Annotated in this window: 13 protein-coding genes; 7 read left to right on the forward strand and 6 right to left on the reverse strand. The window is 74.3% G+C overall.

Going from position 1 to position 16,578, the window contains the following annotated elements; genetic code table 11:
- Positions 1 to 388: 388 nt before the first annotated feature.
- From BX266_RS06125 to BX266_RS06135, 3 genes are all read left to right on the forward strand, one after another.
- Positions 389 to 1,333 (forward strand): AEC family transporter, encoded by a 945-nt coding sequence (locus BX266_RS06125; RefSeq protein ID WP_259464572.1) that lies wholly within the window; start codon positions 389 to 391, stop codon positions 1,331 to 1,333.
- Between the two features lie 104 nt (positions 1,334 to 1,437).
- Positions 1,438 to 2,991, forward strand: a complete 1,554-nt coding sequence (locus BX266_RS06130; protein WP_399169092.1) for an SDR family NAD(P)-dependent oxidoreductase — start codon at positions 1,438 to 1,440, stop codon at positions 2,989 to 2,991.
- A complete protein-coding gene (locus BX266_RS06135; protein ID WP_180290400.1) occupies positions 2,988 to 3,461 on the forward strand; it encodes an NUDIX hydrolase in 474 nt (157 codons plus the stop codon). Before BX266_RS06130 ends, BX266_RS06135 begins: the two co-directional genes overlap by 4 nt.
- A 70-nt stretch (positions 3,462 to 3,531) precedes the next feature.
- Here the strand turns inward: BX266_RS06135 and BX266_RS06140 are convergent, their stop codons facing one another.
- Entirely contained in the window at positions 3,532 to 4,305 is a 774-nt protein-coding gene (locus BX266_RS06140) for a DUF6348 family protein (RefSeq protein WP_147437091.1), read from the reverse strand.
- Between the two features lie 150 nt (positions 4,306 to 4,455).
- Here BX266_RS06140 and BX266_RS06145 point away from each other — a divergent pair, with 150 nt between their 5' ends.
- A complete protein-coding gene (locus BX266_RS06145) occupies positions 4,456 to 6,072 on the forward strand; it encodes a WXG100 family type VII secretion target (protein WP_143686870.1) in 1,617 nt (538 codons plus the stop codon).
- Positions 6,073 to 6,239: 167 nt separating this feature from the next.
- Entirely contained in the window at positions 6,240 to 6,773 is a 534-nt protein-coding gene (locus BX266_RS06150) for a hypothetical protein (protein ID WP_099897902.1), read from the forward strand.
- 72 nt (positions 6,774 to 6,845) lie between these two features.
- Here the strand turns inward: BX266_RS06150 and BX266_RS06155 are convergent, their stop codons facing one another.
- On the reverse strand, positions 6,846 to 7,835 hold the full coding sequence (locus tag BX266_RS06155) for a patatin family protein (RefSeq protein WP_218969232.1): 990 nt from the start codon (positions 7,833 to 7,835) through the stop codon (positions 6,846 to 6,848).
- 182 nt (positions 7,836 to 8,017) lie between these two features.
- On the opposite strand from BX266_RS06155, the gene BX266_RS06160 reads away from it, so the two are divergent.
- The gene (locus tag BX266_RS06160; protein WP_099897903.1) at positions 8,018 to 8,617 is read left to right on the forward strand and encodes an O-methyltransferase; all 600 of its coding nucleotides are present in this window, start codon (positions 8,018 to 8,020) and stop codon (positions 8,615 to 8,617) included.
- Between the two features lie 14 nt (positions 8,618 to 8,631).
- Here the strand turns inward: BX266_RS06160 and BX266_RS06165 are convergent, their stop codons facing one another.
- Positions 8,632 to 10,029, reverse strand: a complete 1,398-nt coding sequence (locus BX266_RS06165) for a carboxylesterase/lipase family protein (RefSeq protein WP_218969233.1) — start codon at positions 10,027 to 10,029, stop codon at positions 8,632 to 8,634.
- Between the two features lie 194 nt (positions 10,030 to 10,223).
- Here BX266_RS06165 and BX266_RS06170 point away from each other — a divergent pair, with 194 nt between their 5' ends.
- Entirely contained in the window at positions 10,224 to 11,135 is a 912-nt protein-coding gene (locus BX266_RS06170) for an aminoglycoside phosphotransferase family protein (RefSeq protein WP_099897905.1), read from the forward strand.
- 105 nt (positions 11,136 to 11,240) lie between these two features.
- Here BX266_RS06170 and BX266_RS06175 read toward each other — a convergent pair whose 3' ends face one another.
- The 3 genes from BX266_RS06175 to BX266_RS06185 form a co-directional block, all read right to left on the reverse strand.
- On the reverse strand, positions 11,241 to 13,736 hold the full coding sequence (locus BX266_RS06175; RefSeq protein ID WP_099897906.1) for a discoidin domain-containing protein: 2,496 nt from the start codon (positions 13,734 to 13,736) through the stop codon (positions 11,241 to 11,243).
- Between the two features lie 710 nt (positions 13,737 to 14,446).
- On the reverse strand, positions 14,447 to 14,782 hold the full coding sequence (locus BX266_RS06180; protein WP_143686871.1) for a hypothetical protein: 336 nt from the start codon (positions 14,780 to 14,782) through the stop codon (positions 14,447 to 14,449).
- 20 nt (positions 14,783 to 14,802) lie between these two features.
- Positions 14,803 to 16,500 (reverse strand): high frequency lysogenization protein HflD, encoded by a 1,698-nt coding sequence (locus BX266_RS06185; protein ID WP_180290401.1) that lies wholly within the window; start codon positions 16,498 to 16,500, stop codon positions 14,803 to 14,805.
- Positions 16,501 to 16,578: the final 78 nt, after the last annotated feature.

Genomic DNA, 16,578 nt, shown 5'->3' on the forward strand with positions numbered 1-16,578 from the left:
ACATCCGAAATTCACCTCATCACGAGTTCTTCACATGCCCTTTCCCCTTGCCCCACAAGGGAGTTCGCTGCTCGGAGGGGTCGGAATTCCGGCCGCCCTGTGAAGAAGGCCACAGGGGTGCCCAACGTCCCCTCGACAGACGGAATTTGGGCCCGAGGCCAGTGCTGCCAAGGGTTTCGGGCCGCACCCGGGCCGGCCGTGCCGCCGGCCCCGTGTGACCCCGGCCACCGGCCCGCGCTGTGACGCCGCTCTCTCCCCGGCCACGCACCGCAGCCGCCCTGCCACCCGATCGACCCCGGCCGTGACCCGGCTCACCCCCCGTCAGCCCGGAGGCACCCCACCGACCAACCGTTCGGGCGGACCTGGTTGACTGCGGCGGGAGGTCGGGGTGGAGGCGTTGGTCGAGGCGTTCGCGCCGATCTGGGTACTCACGGCGATCGGCTGGCTGGCCGGGCGGACCGGACTGCTCGGGTCGCAGGCCGAGACCGTGCTCGGACGGTTCGTGTTCCACGTCTCGATGCCGGCCGCCCTGTTCACCGTGGTGGCCCGCACCGACCTGGCGAGCTTCGCCAACTCCTCGATGCTGGCGTTCGCCGCCGGCACCCTGGTCGCCTCACTGCTCGGCCTGCTGGCCGCCCGGCGGCTGTTCGGCCGCGAACCCGCCGAGCAGGCGATCGGCACCATGGCCGCGGGCTACGTGAACTCCGGGAACCTCGGCATCCCGGTCGCGGCGCAGGTGCTCGGCGACGCCTCCTTCGTCGCGCCGGTGCTGCTCTTCCAGGTGCTGCTGGTGACGCCCGTCATGCTGGCGGTGCTCGACGCCCTCACCGGGTCGGCCGCCGCCCGCCCCGCCGACCGGCTGCGCCGCCTGGCGCTGCTGCCGCTGCGCAACCCCGTGATCCTCGGCGCCGGCCTCGGCGCCCTGTCCTCCGCCACGGGCCGGCAGCTGCCGCACGCGCTCGCGCACTCGGTGGACCTGCTGGGCGGCGCGGCCGTCCCGGCCGCCCTGATCACCCTGGGCCTGTCGCTGCACACCCCGCCCGGCGAGGCCGCCCGGCGCCCCGACCGGGCCGAGCTCGCCGTGACGGTGCTGCTGAAGACCCTGGTCCAGCCGCTCGCCGCGCTCGCCTTCGGCGCCCTGGTGCTCGACCTGCCGCGGCCCCAGCTGCTCGCCGTCGTGCTGCTCTCCGCCCTCCCGACCGCGCAGAACGTGTACGTCTACTCCCGGCTGTACGGCGCGGCGCCCGCCCTGGTGCGGGCCTCGGTGCTGGTCTCCACCGTGCTGTCGATGGCCACCCTGTCCGGCATCGCCTGGGCGCTGGGCGGGCGTTGAGTCCGCCGGCCGCCGGGTGCCGCAGCTCACAGCCTTCGCCCCGGAGGGCGGCGCTCACGTAGAGTTCGGCGGTACGCATGGGGCGATCGAGGAAGCATCAGGCAGTGACGAACCCGCAGACCGGCCCGGACGGCACCGAGCACACCGACTTCCCGGGCGCCGACGCCCCCGGCGACCGCGCCGCGGCCGTCGACGCCCCGGAGTCGATCGACTACGGCAAGGGCATCGACCCCGACCGCCTGGAGACGTGCCTGGCGGTGATCGCCGAACTGGACGAGATCCACGTCGACCACCCGGACGCGATCGCCGTCCGGCTGGCGGTCGGCGGGATCTTCCGCACCCTCAAGCAGCGCCGCCGCCAGGAGACCCGGGCCCGGAAGACCGCCAACGACCGCGCGGTGACGGCGAAGACCGCCACCGGCGCGCCCGGCCGGATCGACGACGAGACGGCGGGCGTGTTCGGCCTGAGCACCGAGACCACCACCGAGCTGGCCGGCATCCTGGAGCGCCCGCGCTCCTGCTACACCTGCAAGCAGCGGTACGTCGAGGTGGACGCCTTCTACCACCAGCTGTGCCGGAACTGCGCCGCGCTCAACCGCTCCCGCCGGCACGCCCGGGCGGACCTGACCGGCAAGCGGGCCCTGCTCACCGGCGGCCGCGCCAAGATCGGCATGTACATCGCGCTCTGCCTGCTGCGGGACGGCGCGCACACCACCATCACCACCCGCTTCCCGAACGACGCGATCCGCCGCTTCACCGCGATGCCGGACAGCGCCGAGTGGATCCACCGCCTGAAGGTCATCGGCATCGACCTGCGCGACCCCGCCCAGGTGATGGCGCTGGCCGACGAGGTCGCGGCGGACGGCCCGCTGGACATCCTGATCAACAACGCCGCGCAGACCGTGCGCCGCTCCCCCGAGGCCTACCGCGAGCTGGTCGCCGCCGAGTCGGCGCCGCTGCCCGCCGGGGTGCTGCCCGCCTCCACCGTGATCGGCCGGTTCGGCTCGGGCGCGGTGGACGTGCCCGCCCTGCCCGGCCAGAGCCGCGGCGAGCAGCCCTCGGTGAGCGCCGAGCAGGTCACCGCGCTGGCCCTGGTGACGGGATCGGCCTCGCCGGAGCGGATCGCGGCGGGCACCGCCATCGACGCGGGCGGCCTGGTCCCCGACCTGGCGGCCACCAACAGCTGGGTGCAGACCGTCAACGAGGTCGGCCCGATCGAGCTGCTGGAGGTGCAACTGTGCAACTCCACCGCCCCGTTCATCCTGATCAGCCAGCTCCGCCCGGCGCTCGCCGCCTCCCCGGCGCGGCGCAAGTACGTGGTCAACGTCTCCGCGATGGAGGGGGTGTTCGAGCGCGGCTACAAGGGCGCGGGGCACCCGCACACCAACATGGCGAAGGCCGCGCTGAACATGCTGACCCGCACCAGCGCGCAGGAGATGTTCGAGACCGACGGCATCCTGATGACCGCCGTCGACACCGGCTGGATCACCGACGAGCGCCCGCACCCGGAGAAGATGCGCCTGCACGAGGAGGGCTTCCACGCCCCGCTCGACCTGGTGGACGGCGCGGCCCGGGTCTACGACCCGATCGTCCGCGGCGAGCTGGGCGAGGATCTGTACGGTTGCTTCCTGAAGGACTACCAGAAGGGCAAGTGGTGACGGACCCTCAACTCCCGTCGCCTCCCCTGGTGGGCGCCGGCGTGATCGTGCCGACCGGGGACGGCCGGGTGCTGATCGGGCGCCGCACCACTGCCGGCGAACCGCCGACCTGGAGCCTGCCGGGCGGCAAGGTCGACCACCCCGGCGAGTCCTTCGAGGCCGCCGCCGCCCGGGAGTTGGCCGAGGAGACCGGCATCGTGCTGCCGGCCGCGGACATGCGGGTGCTGGCGGTGCTGCTCGACCACGAACTGGGCCGCACCCGGGTGACGGCGGCGGTCCTCGCCCCGCCGAGCCTGGCCGAGGCCCTGGTCACCGAGCCGCACGCGTGCGCGGGTTGGGAGCGCATCGCGGTGGACGCGCTCCCCGAGCCGATGTTCTACCCCTCCGCACAGGTCCTGGCGGCCTGGCTTCCGGACTACACCGCCCCGCCCGGCACCTGGCACTACCCGACCCCGCCCCACCCGGCCTGACTTCCCGTCAGTCCCGCCCGCGGGCCTCGCCGAAGCGCTGCGCTCCACCCCCGTGCCGAGGCGCTGCGCTTCAGCGACTCGCCCCCACCGTCCCCCGGCGGTCGCCGACCCGGCGCACCAGGAGGACGAAGGTCCGGGCGTAGGCGTGACCCTCGGTCACTCGGGGCCAGGCGAGGGCGGCCAGGGCCGCGGACGCCTCCGGGTGCACCTCGCCGTGCACCCGGACCTCGGCGGACTGCTCGCCGCCGCCACTGCCGAGGAACACCTTCACGCCGACCAGTTGGTCCCGGCCGAGTTCGCCGCCGAGCGCGGGGGCGAGCGCGGGCAGCACCGGGTTGCGCACCAGCCAGTCCTGCACGTCGTGGAAGCGGTCGCCGGTGCCCCAGCCGACCATGCCGCCGTGGATGGCGTGCCAGCCGGGCAGGCCGTCGGGGTCGCCCGGGTCCAGGTGTCCGGCGAACCGGCCGTTGTGGGCGACCAGTTCGAGCAGCGAGACGCCGGTGGTGGCCGCCCACACCTCGATGCCGCGGCGCACCGGGTCGTGGTCGCCGCCGCCGATGCCGGTGACGCAGTCCGGCACGGCCGTCTCCGGGCGGTCCCGGTCGGCCAGGAAGACCAGGTCCAGATGGTGCGGGTAGTCGTCGTGCGGAGTGCCGAGCCGCACCGCCAACGCGCCCGGCCCGCGCACCTCTTCGCCCTCGACCCGCCACGATTCGCCGTGCAGCGCGGACAGTTCGCCCGCGACCGCACCCAATACGGCCTGTACAGAAGGCCGTTCCACACTCTTGCCGGCCGCGTCCGGACCGGTCCCGGACCGGCCGCGCCACCATGATCCCCATGCCATGGCGCACACCGTAACGGTGTACCGGTTTGCCGACAATGCGGGAACCGTCCCCGGGCGAGGTGGTCGTTGTCGTCCGGTATGTGTATCGTCGCAGTGCGCGATCAGGTACTTACACGGGGACGACAACACGGGGCAGCAGCTGGGGGCGGCATGGCTGTGGAACTACCATCGGGGCTCAACCACATTCTCGGCCTGCTGGGCGTGCGGTTCCCCAGTGCCAATGAGGACGAACTGAACCAGCTGGCAAGCCAGTTGGAGAAGTTCGCGAGCGCGCTGGACTCTGCCCAGATGACGGCGGACCGAGCGCTCACCATGCTTCACGAGGTGTACCAGGGCGATTCGGCGGACCGGCTCGCCGAGCTGTGGAGCACCATCACCAAGTACTCCAAGGTGATCGTCGAGATCTGCCAGACGGTGGCCAAGGTGCTGCGCGCGGCGGCAGTGGCCGTCGAGCTGGCCAAGACCCAGTCGATCACCCAACTGTTCTCCATCGAGGCCCAGTTGGCGGCGGCGTCGTCGACCGGTCCGTGGAGCACCGCCGCGGTGCTGCAGATGGGCCGGATGGTGATGAACCAGCTGCTGGAGGCTGCGGTCAGCAAGCTGGCCCAGATCGTCACGAAGCCGATCGAGGACATGATCGAGAAGGCGGCGGACAAGGTCCTGCCGACCCCGTCCCACGCCTCCACCGGCCAGGGCTTCAACATCGACCTGGCCCAACTCGCGAGCTGCGCAGCCGATCTGCGCCGCGGCGCGGACGACATCGAGTCGCACGGCACGTCCTTCGCGCGGATCGTGCAGAGCCTGAAGATGGGCGACTCCGGCGACCGCTTCGGCAAGATCGTGGTCGAGGCCGCGCAGCACATCCTGCGCACCATCGCCGAGGACGTGCTCAAGCGCATCCTGTCTTCGTTCCGCGAGACGGCCGACAAGATGGACAAGCTGGGCGGCAACCTGAGCGACAACGAGGACAGCAACCGGATGTCGCTGAACAGCATCGCCTCCACCGTGGCGAACCCGTTCAGTCCGAACTCCTCGCTGAACTCCTCGCTGTCCACCGTGGGTTCGCCCCGGACGGGCGGTTCCTCGGACGCCGGGCTGAACGCGTTCGCGGCCCTGATGCCCAAACTCGGTCCGGTCAGCTCGGCGCTGTCCCGCGGCGGTCGGAGCGGCGGCCCGGGCGCGGGCGTGAACACGCTGGGCCTCAAGGAGCCCAACCTGCACGCCGCCAGCGGTCCGGGCGGCCTCGGCGGCGGCTCGGGTCCGGGCGGGTCCCCGGGCGCTCCCGGCGTCCACGGCGCGGCCGGCATCGGCACCAGGCTGGCCGTGCCCGGCAGCGGCGGGTCGACCTCCTCCCGGAGCGCCTCGCGCGCCAACGTGGAGACCGACCACCAGGTGAGCGGCGGCTCCGGCTCGTCCGGGTCCTCCTCCGGCGGCGGTACCGGCACCAGCACGAACAGCGCCGGGGCCCGCCCGGCGGGCGGCATGATGGGCCCGATGGGCATGGGCATGGCCCACGGCTACGGCCCGGTGGGCGGCAGCTCGATCCGCGGCGGCGGCAGCAGCGGGTCCCGCAACGGCCGCCACCTCGGCCCCGACGAGGAGGACGAGGCGTACTCGGACGGCATCGTCGAGGAGGACCCGATGCTCAACATGTACGCGGCCCTCCAGCTCGGCCGGGTCATGCCGGTCCGGCAGGAGCCGCGCGAGGACGGGCACCGGCGCGACGACCGGTACGACGAGGACGAGCCGTACGACGACCCGGTCTGAGCCGCCGGGCGCACGACCCTGACAGGGGCTCCTCCGGGGGCCCCTGTTTTTCGTCCCGTGAATTGACCGTGAACCGTAAACTTTTCTGGGCGATGGTGTGGACCACGAACGAACGCGATGGCTAGGGTCGGACCGGACGTATCGAACCCCTGCGACGGGACGTGCCCGTGACCGACACCCTGGTGGCCGCCGACGGCGACCGCTACGAGGCCGAACGGCTGGACGCCACCGCCGCGTGGGTCTCCCGGCACCGGCCGCCGGGGAGCGGGGCGCTGGCCGAACTCGGCGCCCGCGAGGGCGCGCTGACGGTCCGTCTGCTGAAGGCCGGCTACACCGTCCACGCGGCGGAACCCGACCCGGCCCTGCGGGCCCGGCTGTTCGCGGCCCTGCGCGGCCGCGCCCGGCTGCGGCTGACCGCCGGCGACCTGGCCGACCCTCCCCCGGTGCGCCGCCGCTTCGGCGCGGTGCTGCTGATCGACTCCCTGCACCCCGGCCAGGACCTGGAGCTGCTGCACGCCCTGCCCACCGACCTGCTGTTCGTCGCGCTGGCACCCTCGGCCCTGGACGGCCGGCTCCGCCCCTGGCTCTCCGCGCAGCAGGGCTGGCTGCTGGTCGAGGAGGTCGACCTGGCCGCCCCGCACCCGGGCCCGTGCCCGGCCGCGCCGGGCAGCCGCGGCGTACTGCTGCGCCGCGCCTGCTGACGAACCGTCGGCGCCCGCGACCGACCATCCGCGTCGGGCTCCCACCGGCCGGCGGCGTCTTCGGACGGGGCCTCAGTCCAGGCGGGCGATCAGTGCGTCCATGGTGGCGCGCCCGCCGTCCAGCGCGGCGCGCAGCAGTGGCGCGTCGCGGGCCAGCCGGCCGACCGAGGGGGTCTCGGGTCCGGGCCGGACCGAGAGCACGGCGGGGCCGTCGGCGGCCGGGGTGCGGTCGTGCCGGGCCAGCAGTTCCTCGTCGGCCAGCAGTCGTTCGGCGCGGGCCAGGTAGGAGGCGCGCAGCGGGTCCGGGTGGCGGCGCAGCACGGTGCCGGCGATCAGCCGGGAGCCCCGCGAGGGCGGGCCGGCGGCGGGCGGGGCGGCCGGGGCGTGGCGGGAGCGCAGCACCAGGACGTGGGTGGCGCCCTGGGCCAGCGCGGTGCGGAACGGGATGGATTCGGCGAGGCCCGCGTCGTAGTAGTGGCTGCCGTCGAGTTCCACCGGCGGTCCGGCGAGCAGCGGCAGGGCGGCGCTGGCGCGCAGGGCGAGGCGCAGCCGGGCGGGGTCGGTGAGCAGCGGGTGCAGGTCGGTGGAGACGCCGGTGCCGACGTGGGTGGCGAGCGGGTGCAGGGTGGTCGGGTTGCCGAGGATCGCGTCGAAGTCCATCCGGGCGACGTGCGTGTAGAAGTGCTCGACCAGGGTCCGGACGTCGACCACGGGCCGGCCGCGCAACGGGTTGCCGGGCCGGACCATCTCCCTGGCGTACTGCGCGTCGGCCCAGCCCTCCAACTGCGTGGGGTCGCTGCTGAGCAGCCAGGCACCGGTCAGCGCACCGGCCGAGGCGCCGTAGACGGCGTCGAACGCGCCGGTCAGGCCCGCCTCGTGGAGGGCGAGGGCCATGCCGCCGGAGATCACGCCGCGCATGCCGCCGCCCTCGACGGCCAGCGCGATCCGCAGGCCGTCGGCGCGCTGCCCGGGGCGGCTGCCGGTGCGCCGCCGCTCGGCGAGCGCGGCCAGCACCCGGTGCGGCCCGTCGGGAGCGGCCGGGGTGTCGCGCCGCTGGTCCACGTGGTGCTCCTGCCTGCCCGCGCCGACCGCCCGTGCGGGGGGCGCGGAGTGCCGTGTCGAGGTCCGAAACGCCATGAAGTGTCGCACACGAACCCGGACCGCCCCGCCCGGCCTCCGGGTGCCGGCAGTGCGGGCCGGCCGCCCGGACCGGGCGTTCCGCGGCGAGCCGTTAGGGTGACCGCATGTCGACGACCGGAACCGCCGCCTACCCCGCCGACCGCTCCGCGCTGCCGGAACTCGTCGCCCGGGCCGTGGAGTTGGCGGAGCGCCTGGGCTTCGACCAGTCGTGCCGTCCGGAGCAGGGGCGGCTGCTGCAGGCGCTGGCGGCGGGCGCGGCGGGCCGGATCGGCGAGACCGGTACCGGGTGCGGCGTCGGCCTCGGCTGGCTGCTGGCCGGGCGGCGGCCCGGCGTGCGGGTGGTGAGCGTCGAACGGGAGGCGGCCCGCGTGGCCGCGGTACGGGAGCTGTTCGCCGAGGTGCCCGACCTGGAGCTGGTGCACGGCGACTGGACGGCGATCGCCGGGCACGGACCGTTCGACCTGCTGGTGCTCGACGGCGGCGGCAACGGCAAGCAGACCGCCGCCGCCGACCCCGAGCGGGTGCTCACCCCGGGCGGCACCCTGGTGGTCGACGACCTGACGCCGCTCACCGCCTGGCCGCCGACCTTCCGGGGCGGGCCCGACACCGGCCGCACCGTCTGGTACCGGCACCCGGCGCTGCTCACCACCGAGGTCCGGCTCGCCCCCGACCTCGCCACCCTGCTGGCCACCCGCCGCCCCTGACTGTCCGTCACCCGTCACCCGTGCCAGATTTCCCGGACGGCGCGCAGCGGGTCGTGCTCCACCCGGGGCTGCTCGTCCCAGCGCATCGTGGCGCGACCCTCCACGTAGGGCGGCCACCCCGTGCCGGGGTCGAGGTCCCGGACGAAGGCGACCCAGGCCGCGTGCACGGCGTCGGCCAGCTGCTGCGGCGGGTGCGCGCCGAGCGCGGCCTCGACGCCCTCGGCGTGCAACAGGTCGAAGGCGAACGGCAGGTCGGTGCAGTGGTAGGCCTGGCCGGCCCGCCCCTCGGCCGTGCCCGTCCACTCGAACTGGTACAGCCAGGTGGGCAGTTCACGCTCGGCCCGGGCCTCGGCGAGGGCCGTTCCGGGGCCGCGGAACAGCCAGTCGGTGAGCACCTCGCCGGGCCCGGCGAGCGGCCGTTCGGCCCGGAACCGTGCGGCGCGCTCCGGATCGAGGCCGAGCGCGGCGAGCATCCCCGGGACGTCCTCGGCCGCCGCCTCCCCCGGCGCGCTGAACTCGTGGGCGGTGAAGCCGAGCAGCAGCGGCACCTCCGACTCCGCGGCGGCCGCCCGCACCGGGCGTGGCACCAACTCCCCGTCCGGGAACGGGGCGAGTGCCCGCAGCGGGTCGCCGACGGCCGCCGACGCGTCCTGCAGGGCGAGGAGTTCGGCGTCCGTGGCGTCCTGCAGGGCGGCGGCGGTGAGGGTGGCGCCGGTGCGTGCGGCGAGCTCCCGGGTGGCGGCCTCGGCGCCGCTGCGGTCCGGCCGGTCGGGCACCGCGCCCGACACCGAGATCGCGGCCCGGAACAGTCCCTGGGCGGCGGGCGTGGCGAGCAGCGTCTGCACGGCTCCGCCGCCCGCGGACTGCCCGGCGACGGTGACCTGGGCCGGGTCGCCGCCGAACGCCGCGATGTTGTCCCGGACCCACTCCAGCGCGGCGACCCAGTCCCGCACGGCCCGGTTGTCCGGCGCGTCCGGCAGGTGCAGGAAGCCCTCGACGCCCAGGCGGTAGCCGACGGCGACCAGCACCACCCCGTCCCGGCTGAACGCCGCGCCGTCGTACCACGGGCTGGCCGCGCTCCCCGCGACGTACCCGCCGCCGTGGATCCACACCAGGACCGGCAGACCCGCCGCCGCGTCGACCCCGGGTGTGAAGACGTTCAGGTTCAGGGTCCCGTCGCCCGGGACGCTCGGCTCCGGAATGGTGGTCACCTCGGCGAACGGGCGGCGCTGCGCGGTCGGCCCGTACGCGGTGGCGTCCCGCTCCTCCGCCCACGGCACGGGCGGCACCGGCGCGGCGAACCGCAGTGCCCCGACCGGGGGTTGCGCGTACGGGATGCCGAGGAAACGGACGCTGCCGTCAGCGCGGCGCTCGCCGCGCACCGGGCCGCTGCGGGTGGGGACGACGGTCATGGGGCTGCTCCGGTACGGGTCGTGGCGCGGGGGCCTGGTGATCGACATGGTGCCGGACCCGGACCGGCGAGTGCGCAAGCCGCCGGGCCCGGCAGACGCCGTCCGGAGACCGGGGCGCGCGATCCGTCCCGGGTTCCGGCGGCAACGCGGCACCGGGCCGCGCACTCCACCGCGACCCACTACCGTGGGGCCGCATGACCCACAGCGAGATCGAGATCACCGCCGAGCTGGTCCGCGCGCTGCTCCGCGACCAGCACCCCGACCTCGCCGACCGGCCGGTCGAGCTCGGCGCCCGCGGCTGGGACAACCAGCTGTGGCGGCTCGGCGAGGACCTCGCCGTCCGCCTCCCCTGGGCCACCGACAGCGCGGACGACCTGCTGCTCAAGGAGTACGCCCGGCTGCCCGGGCTCGCCCCGCGGCTGCCCCTGCCGGTACCCGTGCCGCAGCGGCTCGGCGCACCCTCGGTGCGCTTCCCCCGCCCGTGGCTGGTCACCACCTGGGTCCCGGGCGAGCCCGCCGACCGGGCGCCGGCCACCGAACCCGCCGACTCCGCGGCCGCCCTGGCCGGCTTCCTGACGGCCCTTCACCGCCCGGCCCCCGCCGACGCGCCCGCCGGCCGGGGCCGCGGCGGCCCGCTCAGCGCGAGCGCCGACGCCTTCGCCGACCGGCTCGCCTCCGCCACCGCCCTCGGCCTCGTCCCCGACAGCGCCGCCGACGCCCTCCGCGCCGTCTGGGCCGACGCCGTCGCCGCCCCCGTCCGGAACGGCCCCGCGCTCTGGCTGCACGGCGACCTGCACGCCGCCAACGTCCTCACCGCGCAGGGCACCTTCTGCGGCGTCGTCGACTTCGGCGACCTGTTCGCGGGCGACCCGGCCTGGGACCTCTCGGCGCTCTGGTTCCTGCTCCCCGACGGCGGCGCCGAGCACTTCCACGCCGCGTACCGCACCGACCCCGCGACCCTGCGCCGCGCCCGCGGCTGGGCCGTGCTCCGCGCCCTCGTCCTGCTCCACCTCGCCGACAACGGCCGCCGCGGCCTCCCGGGCGGCCAACCCACCTGGGGCCCGCCCGCAGAGCTGGCCCTGCGCCGCCTGGCCGCAGCGGACTGACTCACCGTCAGGCCCGGCGCCCCGACAGCCGGTGGGTACGCACCGGGAACGGCGCGGGCCGCCGCCCCGGGGATCGGGACGGCGGCCGTTGGTGCGGGTCGGGCCTTACGGGAAGGACACCACGTTGGAGGGGACGGTGCCGGTGCCCGAGGTGGGGGCGCCGGTGTCGTTCACCACGTGGGCGAACTGGCCGTTTCCGCCGAGGGAGTTGACCAGGATGTCGTGCAGCTTGACGCCCGCGGTGACCGGGACCTCGAAGCCGTGGTCCATCACGATGGTCGGGTCGACGTTGAAGTAGCAGTAGGAGCCCAGGCCCCAGCCCTCGTGCGTGGTGACCGAGTTCTCGACCTTGTAGGCGGCGTAGCCGCGCACGCTGCCGTTCTGGATGGCGGCCTGGTTGGGGGCGTCGTAGGCCTTCTCGTTCTGGAAGAAGATGGTGCGGCCGCCGTTGCCCTTCCACCACACGTCGTACTTGTTGAAGTGCTCGACGAACAGGCCGGTGGCGAGGACGTCGTTGCCGCCGACGACGAAGCCGTAGTCGGAGCGGTTGCTCTCCCAGCCGACGCCCGCGCCGTGGTCGGCGCGCCAGATCCAGGTGTGGTCGACGATGGTGTTGTTGCTGTTGATCACCATGCCGTTGGTGGCCTTGCCGGCGGTCACGCCGCCGACCCGGACGAAGACGTCCTGGATGACGATCGGGTCGGCCGCGTGGTTCGCGCCCGGGGTGTCGTTGCCGACCTGGAGCAGGGCCTGGGAGTTGACGGTGCCGGCGTCCAGCAGCAGGCCGGAGACCTTGACGCCGTCCACGTCGGCGACCTTGATCGCGGTCACGCCGTTGTCCGGGATGACGGTGGCGAGGCCGAGGCCGAGCACCACGGTGTCCGGGCGGGTGATGTTGATGGTCTGGTCGACGTGGTAGACGCCCGGGGTGAAGAGCAGGTTGAGGCCCTGCGCGAGCGCCTGGTTGATGCTGGCGGCGGTGGCGCCGGCCTTCACCACGTAGAACTGGTTCAGCGGCAGCGAGCTGCCCTGCGGGGTGCCTGCGCCCCAGGAGACGCCGCGGGCGTTGGTGCGCTTGGCGGGCACGAACACCTTGTAGTCGTTGCCGTCCAGGTACAGGAACGGCTTCTCCTGCGAGACGGGCGTGGTGTCGAGCGTGGTGTACGGCGGGTTCGGGAAGCCCTGGGCGGGGGCGCCCTGGACGCCGGAGAAGGTCTGGTTCCAGACGCCGTTGGAGAACCCGCCGATGGAGCTGTCGCGGGTGTACCACTGCTGCTGGGAGTAGTTGCCGACCTGGCCGTCGATCTTGGAGTCGGCGATGTAGCCGCCGGAGGCCCAACCGTAGCTCGCCGGGGCGAGGTTGAGGCCGCCCTCGACGTGCATGCGGCGGAACGGCGCGGCCTGCGAGACGGCCCAGCGGTCGGTGCCGCTGACCGGCTTCAGGTGCAGGTTCTCCGCGGAGCGCCAGAAGTTCTGGGTGGCGTTGCCGTTGAACCAGCCGGCGTCGACGGTGACGTCGCCGTTGAAGGTGGTGTCGTCCGGGTTCAGGCCCAGGCCCTGGATCGAGGTGTAGAAGCCGATCTGGGCGTTGATGTTGCTGTACGTGCCGGGCTTGAACAGCAGCGCGTAGCGGTCGCTGCCGAACTGGTTCGACTCCTGCTTGGCGAAGACCTGGTCGACGGTGGCCTGGATGTTCGGCGTGGACGGGTCGAAGACCAGCACGTTCGGGCCGAGGTCGCCGCCGCCCTGGACCGGCGGGGTAGTCGAGCCGCCACCGGTGTGGACGCCCATCTCCCAGAGCGAGTAGCCGTATCCGGTACCGCGCTGGGTGCCGTACATCCGCACGTACCGGCCCGAGCCGGACACGCTCAGCGTCTCGTTTCCGCCCGCGCCGGTGGTGGTGGAGTAGATCGTCGCCCAGCTGCTGCCGTCGCTGGAGGCCTGGATCTGGTAGGCCTTGCCGTACGCGGCCTCCCACTTGAGGTCGACCTGGCAGAGCTGCTGCACCGAGCCGAGGTCGACCTGCAGCCACTGCGGGTCGGCGGCCGCGGAGGCCCAGCGGGTGCCGGTGTTGCCGTCCACCGCGCCGGCGGCCGGGGTCCCGCCGTTCTCGGTGGAGGAGGCGGTGGCGGTCTTGCCCTGCGCCGCGTTGTCGGTGGAGCAGCCGCCGGTGGAGCCGCCCTGGGTGCCGAACACCTGGAACTCCCAGAGGGAGTAGCCGTACGCGGTGCCACGGGTGAGGCCGTTCATCCGCACGTACCGGCCGGACCCGTTGACGTTCAGCACCTCGGTGCCGCCGGCGCCGGTGGTGGTGGAGTAGATCGTGGTCCAGGTCGTCCCGTCGGTGGACGTCTGGATCTGGTACGCCTTGCCGTACGCGGTCTCCCAGTTCAGCTGCACCTTGCTGATGGTGGCGACGGCGCCCAGGTCGACCTGCAGCCACTGCTGGTCCGAGGCGGCCGAGGACCACCGGGTGCCGAGGTTGCCGTCGACGGCGCCGGTGGCCGGGGTCCCGCCGTTCTCCTGGCTGGACGCCGTCACGGTCTTGCCCTGCGAGAGCAGCGTGTCCGCGGCGTGCGCCGCGGTGCCCGGGAGCGTCATGACAGCACCGGCGACCAAGGCCGCGGCGGCGAGGACGGCAGGCACCCGGCGCGTGGGGGCGCCGGAAGGGGGAGGGGCGAGCCGCATGGCTCCTCCTGCTGTGAGCGGTGGGTGGGGTGGGGGAAAATCTTGGAGAGCGCTCTCCACCCAAAACCGGAGCCCAGGCTCCCGCCACCGAGCGTCAACGCCGCCACGGCACGATTGGAAACCTGGGCTTCACCTGGGTGAAACGCCTCGGCATGAGGTTAGTTCATGGCGAGAGAAAAGCCGAGACCCTTGCACCGAAATCCTGTTCCGATCGAGATCCTGAGGGAGAGCGCTCTCCCGCCGGGCCGCGCCACCTCGGCAACCGGCCGCCTGACGGGTCCCGCCGTCGTCCCGGCCTGCCGGTCCGCGCGGGCCGCGGCGATCTCCTCGCCGGCCTCCTCGGCTTCGGCGAGGGCGGCGGCCGGGGCGTCGAACCGCTCGGTGGTGCCGGCGCGGCGGACGCGCGAGCACCTCCGCCCGTCGGCAAGGCTGATTCAATCGCTCCGAACGGTCGGGGACGGGACCCGTGGTGCCAGCCGGAGAGTCCCGTCCCCGCGTGTGCGCGTGATGGCCGACCCTGGCTGCGCGCACATCCTCCGTTCGCAGCGGGGGTGATGCAGGCTTGGTGCCGAGCGACGATGTTCACCCGAACGGCCCCGTACGAGGCTCGGGGCGGATCCCGGTCAGGTTCCGGCGAGGTGGGCCGGATCGCCGCCGAGGCCGGTGTAGAGCCGTTGCCAGGCGAGATCCGCGGCTGTGGGCTGCTTCCCGTCGCAGTAGGGGGTGCGGCCGTTGGCCGTGTAGTAGCGCAGCATCGCCAGCACCGCGCCGGTGTCGGCGCCCCCACCCGCGGTGTAGCGCTCGGCGGGCTCGCGGCTCTGGTGGACGAGACAGGTGGGCGAAGGGGTGGCGGGCTGGGTGTCGAGGTCGCCGCGGGCGGGGCCTCCGCAGCCGGCCAGGAGCAGCAGGGGCAGGATTCCGGCGAGGTAGCGCAGGAGCGTGGTGGGGCGGGCGGGCACGTGGCTCTCCTGAGGGTTCGTCAGACGGCGAGGGGCAGGCTGCGCAGGACCATGCCCGCACCGACGGCGAGGACCAGCAGCGCGGTCAGCACGGCGCTGAACGGGGCCAGGTCGCGCAGGCGGGCCAGGGCCGGGTGGGCGGCGAGCACCTCCGCGCGGCGGCCGAGGCCGACCAGGAGCAGCCCCGCCCCGGTCAGGGTCGCGGCCATGCCCAGCCCGTAGGCGACCACCAGGGCGGCACCGAACAGGGTGCGCCCTAGCGCGACCGCCCCGAGAAGCACCACCAGCGCGGACGGGCTCGGGACCAGGCCGCCGGCGATGCCCAGACCGATCAGCCGTCGCCGTTCCGCTCCCCTGTTCGGCTCGTGGGTGTGGTGGTGCTGGTGATGGCGGCCGAACAAGCCGTGCCGGTGGCCGTGCTGCCCATGAAGGTGCCCATGGTGCTCGTGGTCGTGGTGCTCGTGGTGCTCGTGCGGGTCGTCGTGGTGGCTGTGCTCCTGGGCGTGTTCGTCGCGGTGTTCGTGGCTGTGGTCGTGGTGATCGTGGTGATCGTGCCCCCGGTCCGAGTGGACCGCGGTCGCAGCCGCCGCCCCGACCAGGACCGGGTGCGGGTCGTGCGCATGCTGTTCGGCAGCCTCCGTCACCGGTGCCCGCCGGGCTCGGCGGGAGCGCAGTGCGTCCCGCAGCAGGAGGGCCCCGACGAGCAGCACGAGGGTGCCGCTGACGATGCCGAGCCTGGCCAGCAGGCGGTCGCCGGCGAGGGCGGAGAAGGTGGTCAGCAACAGGCCGGTGACCAGCACGCCCGCGGTGTGGGCGAGGGTGACGGTGGCACCGACGGTGAGCGCGTCGCGGGGGCGGCCGCGTCTCCCGGCGAGGTACGCGGCCATGACGGTCTTGCCGTGGCCCGGCAGCAGGGCGTGGCCCGCGCCGAGGACGAGCGAGAGCAGGACGGCGAGGAGACCGAGCGGCAGGGTGAGGTGGCGGGCGGTTCCGAGGGCGGCGAGGCGGGTGTCGAGGGAGGCCAGCCAGCCGGCCCCGACGGCGACGGTCGGCGCTCCCGCGGCCGGAGCCGTGCCCGGTCCTCCGCCGGGCCGGGCGTGAAAGGTCGCGGCGGTGACGCCTTCGGGGGTGTCGAGCAAGTCCCTCGGGTAGTCGCGCAGTTCGCGGCTCACCGACTCGGCCGGGGCGTCGGAGCGGTCGAGGGTGGCGCCGTCGCCGCGGAGGGTGATCTCGTTCCAGCCGACCCGGGCGGGGTCGGCCCCGCTCTCGACGCGGAAACCGGCTCCGTCCCGGGCGAGTTGGCGGACGACGTGGAGCCGGCATTCGAGGCGGCTGGTATGCAGGCCCGCGGCCCCGTCCTGGTAGGCGAACGAGGCGGAGTCGACGGTCCAGCGGAGGGTTTCGCCGTCGGCGGTGAGTCGGATCCGGCGTGCGGTGTCGTCGCACTGGCGGGCGGCGTGGGCGGCGCTCTCCGCGGCGTCGACGGCGCCGTCGCGGTCGACGTCGACGCTGTCCTGCTCCTGGAGGGTGGGGATCTCGGCGAGGTCGGTGACGGCCAGGGCGTCGACGCTTGCGGTCCTGACGGTGAGTCCGAGGTAGTGGTTGGCCGAGAAGTTGCCGAGCGGGTGGGCGTGCGCGGCCGGTGCGGCCAGCGCGGTCAGGGCGAGGGCCGCGGCGACGGCGGCCCCGGTACGGGTGAGGGAGCGGTGGACTGCCACGCGGTGCCTCCGGGGAGCGGAACGGCGGTGGGCGCGGGGCCCCGGGCGGGCTGGCGGCGCGGCAGGGTTTCGGCGCTG

It is taken from the genome of Streptomyces sp. TLI_171 (assembly GCF_003610255.1).
Classification (GTDB): Bacteria; Actinomycetota; Actinomycetes; order Streptomycetales; family Streptomycetaceae; genus Kitasatospora.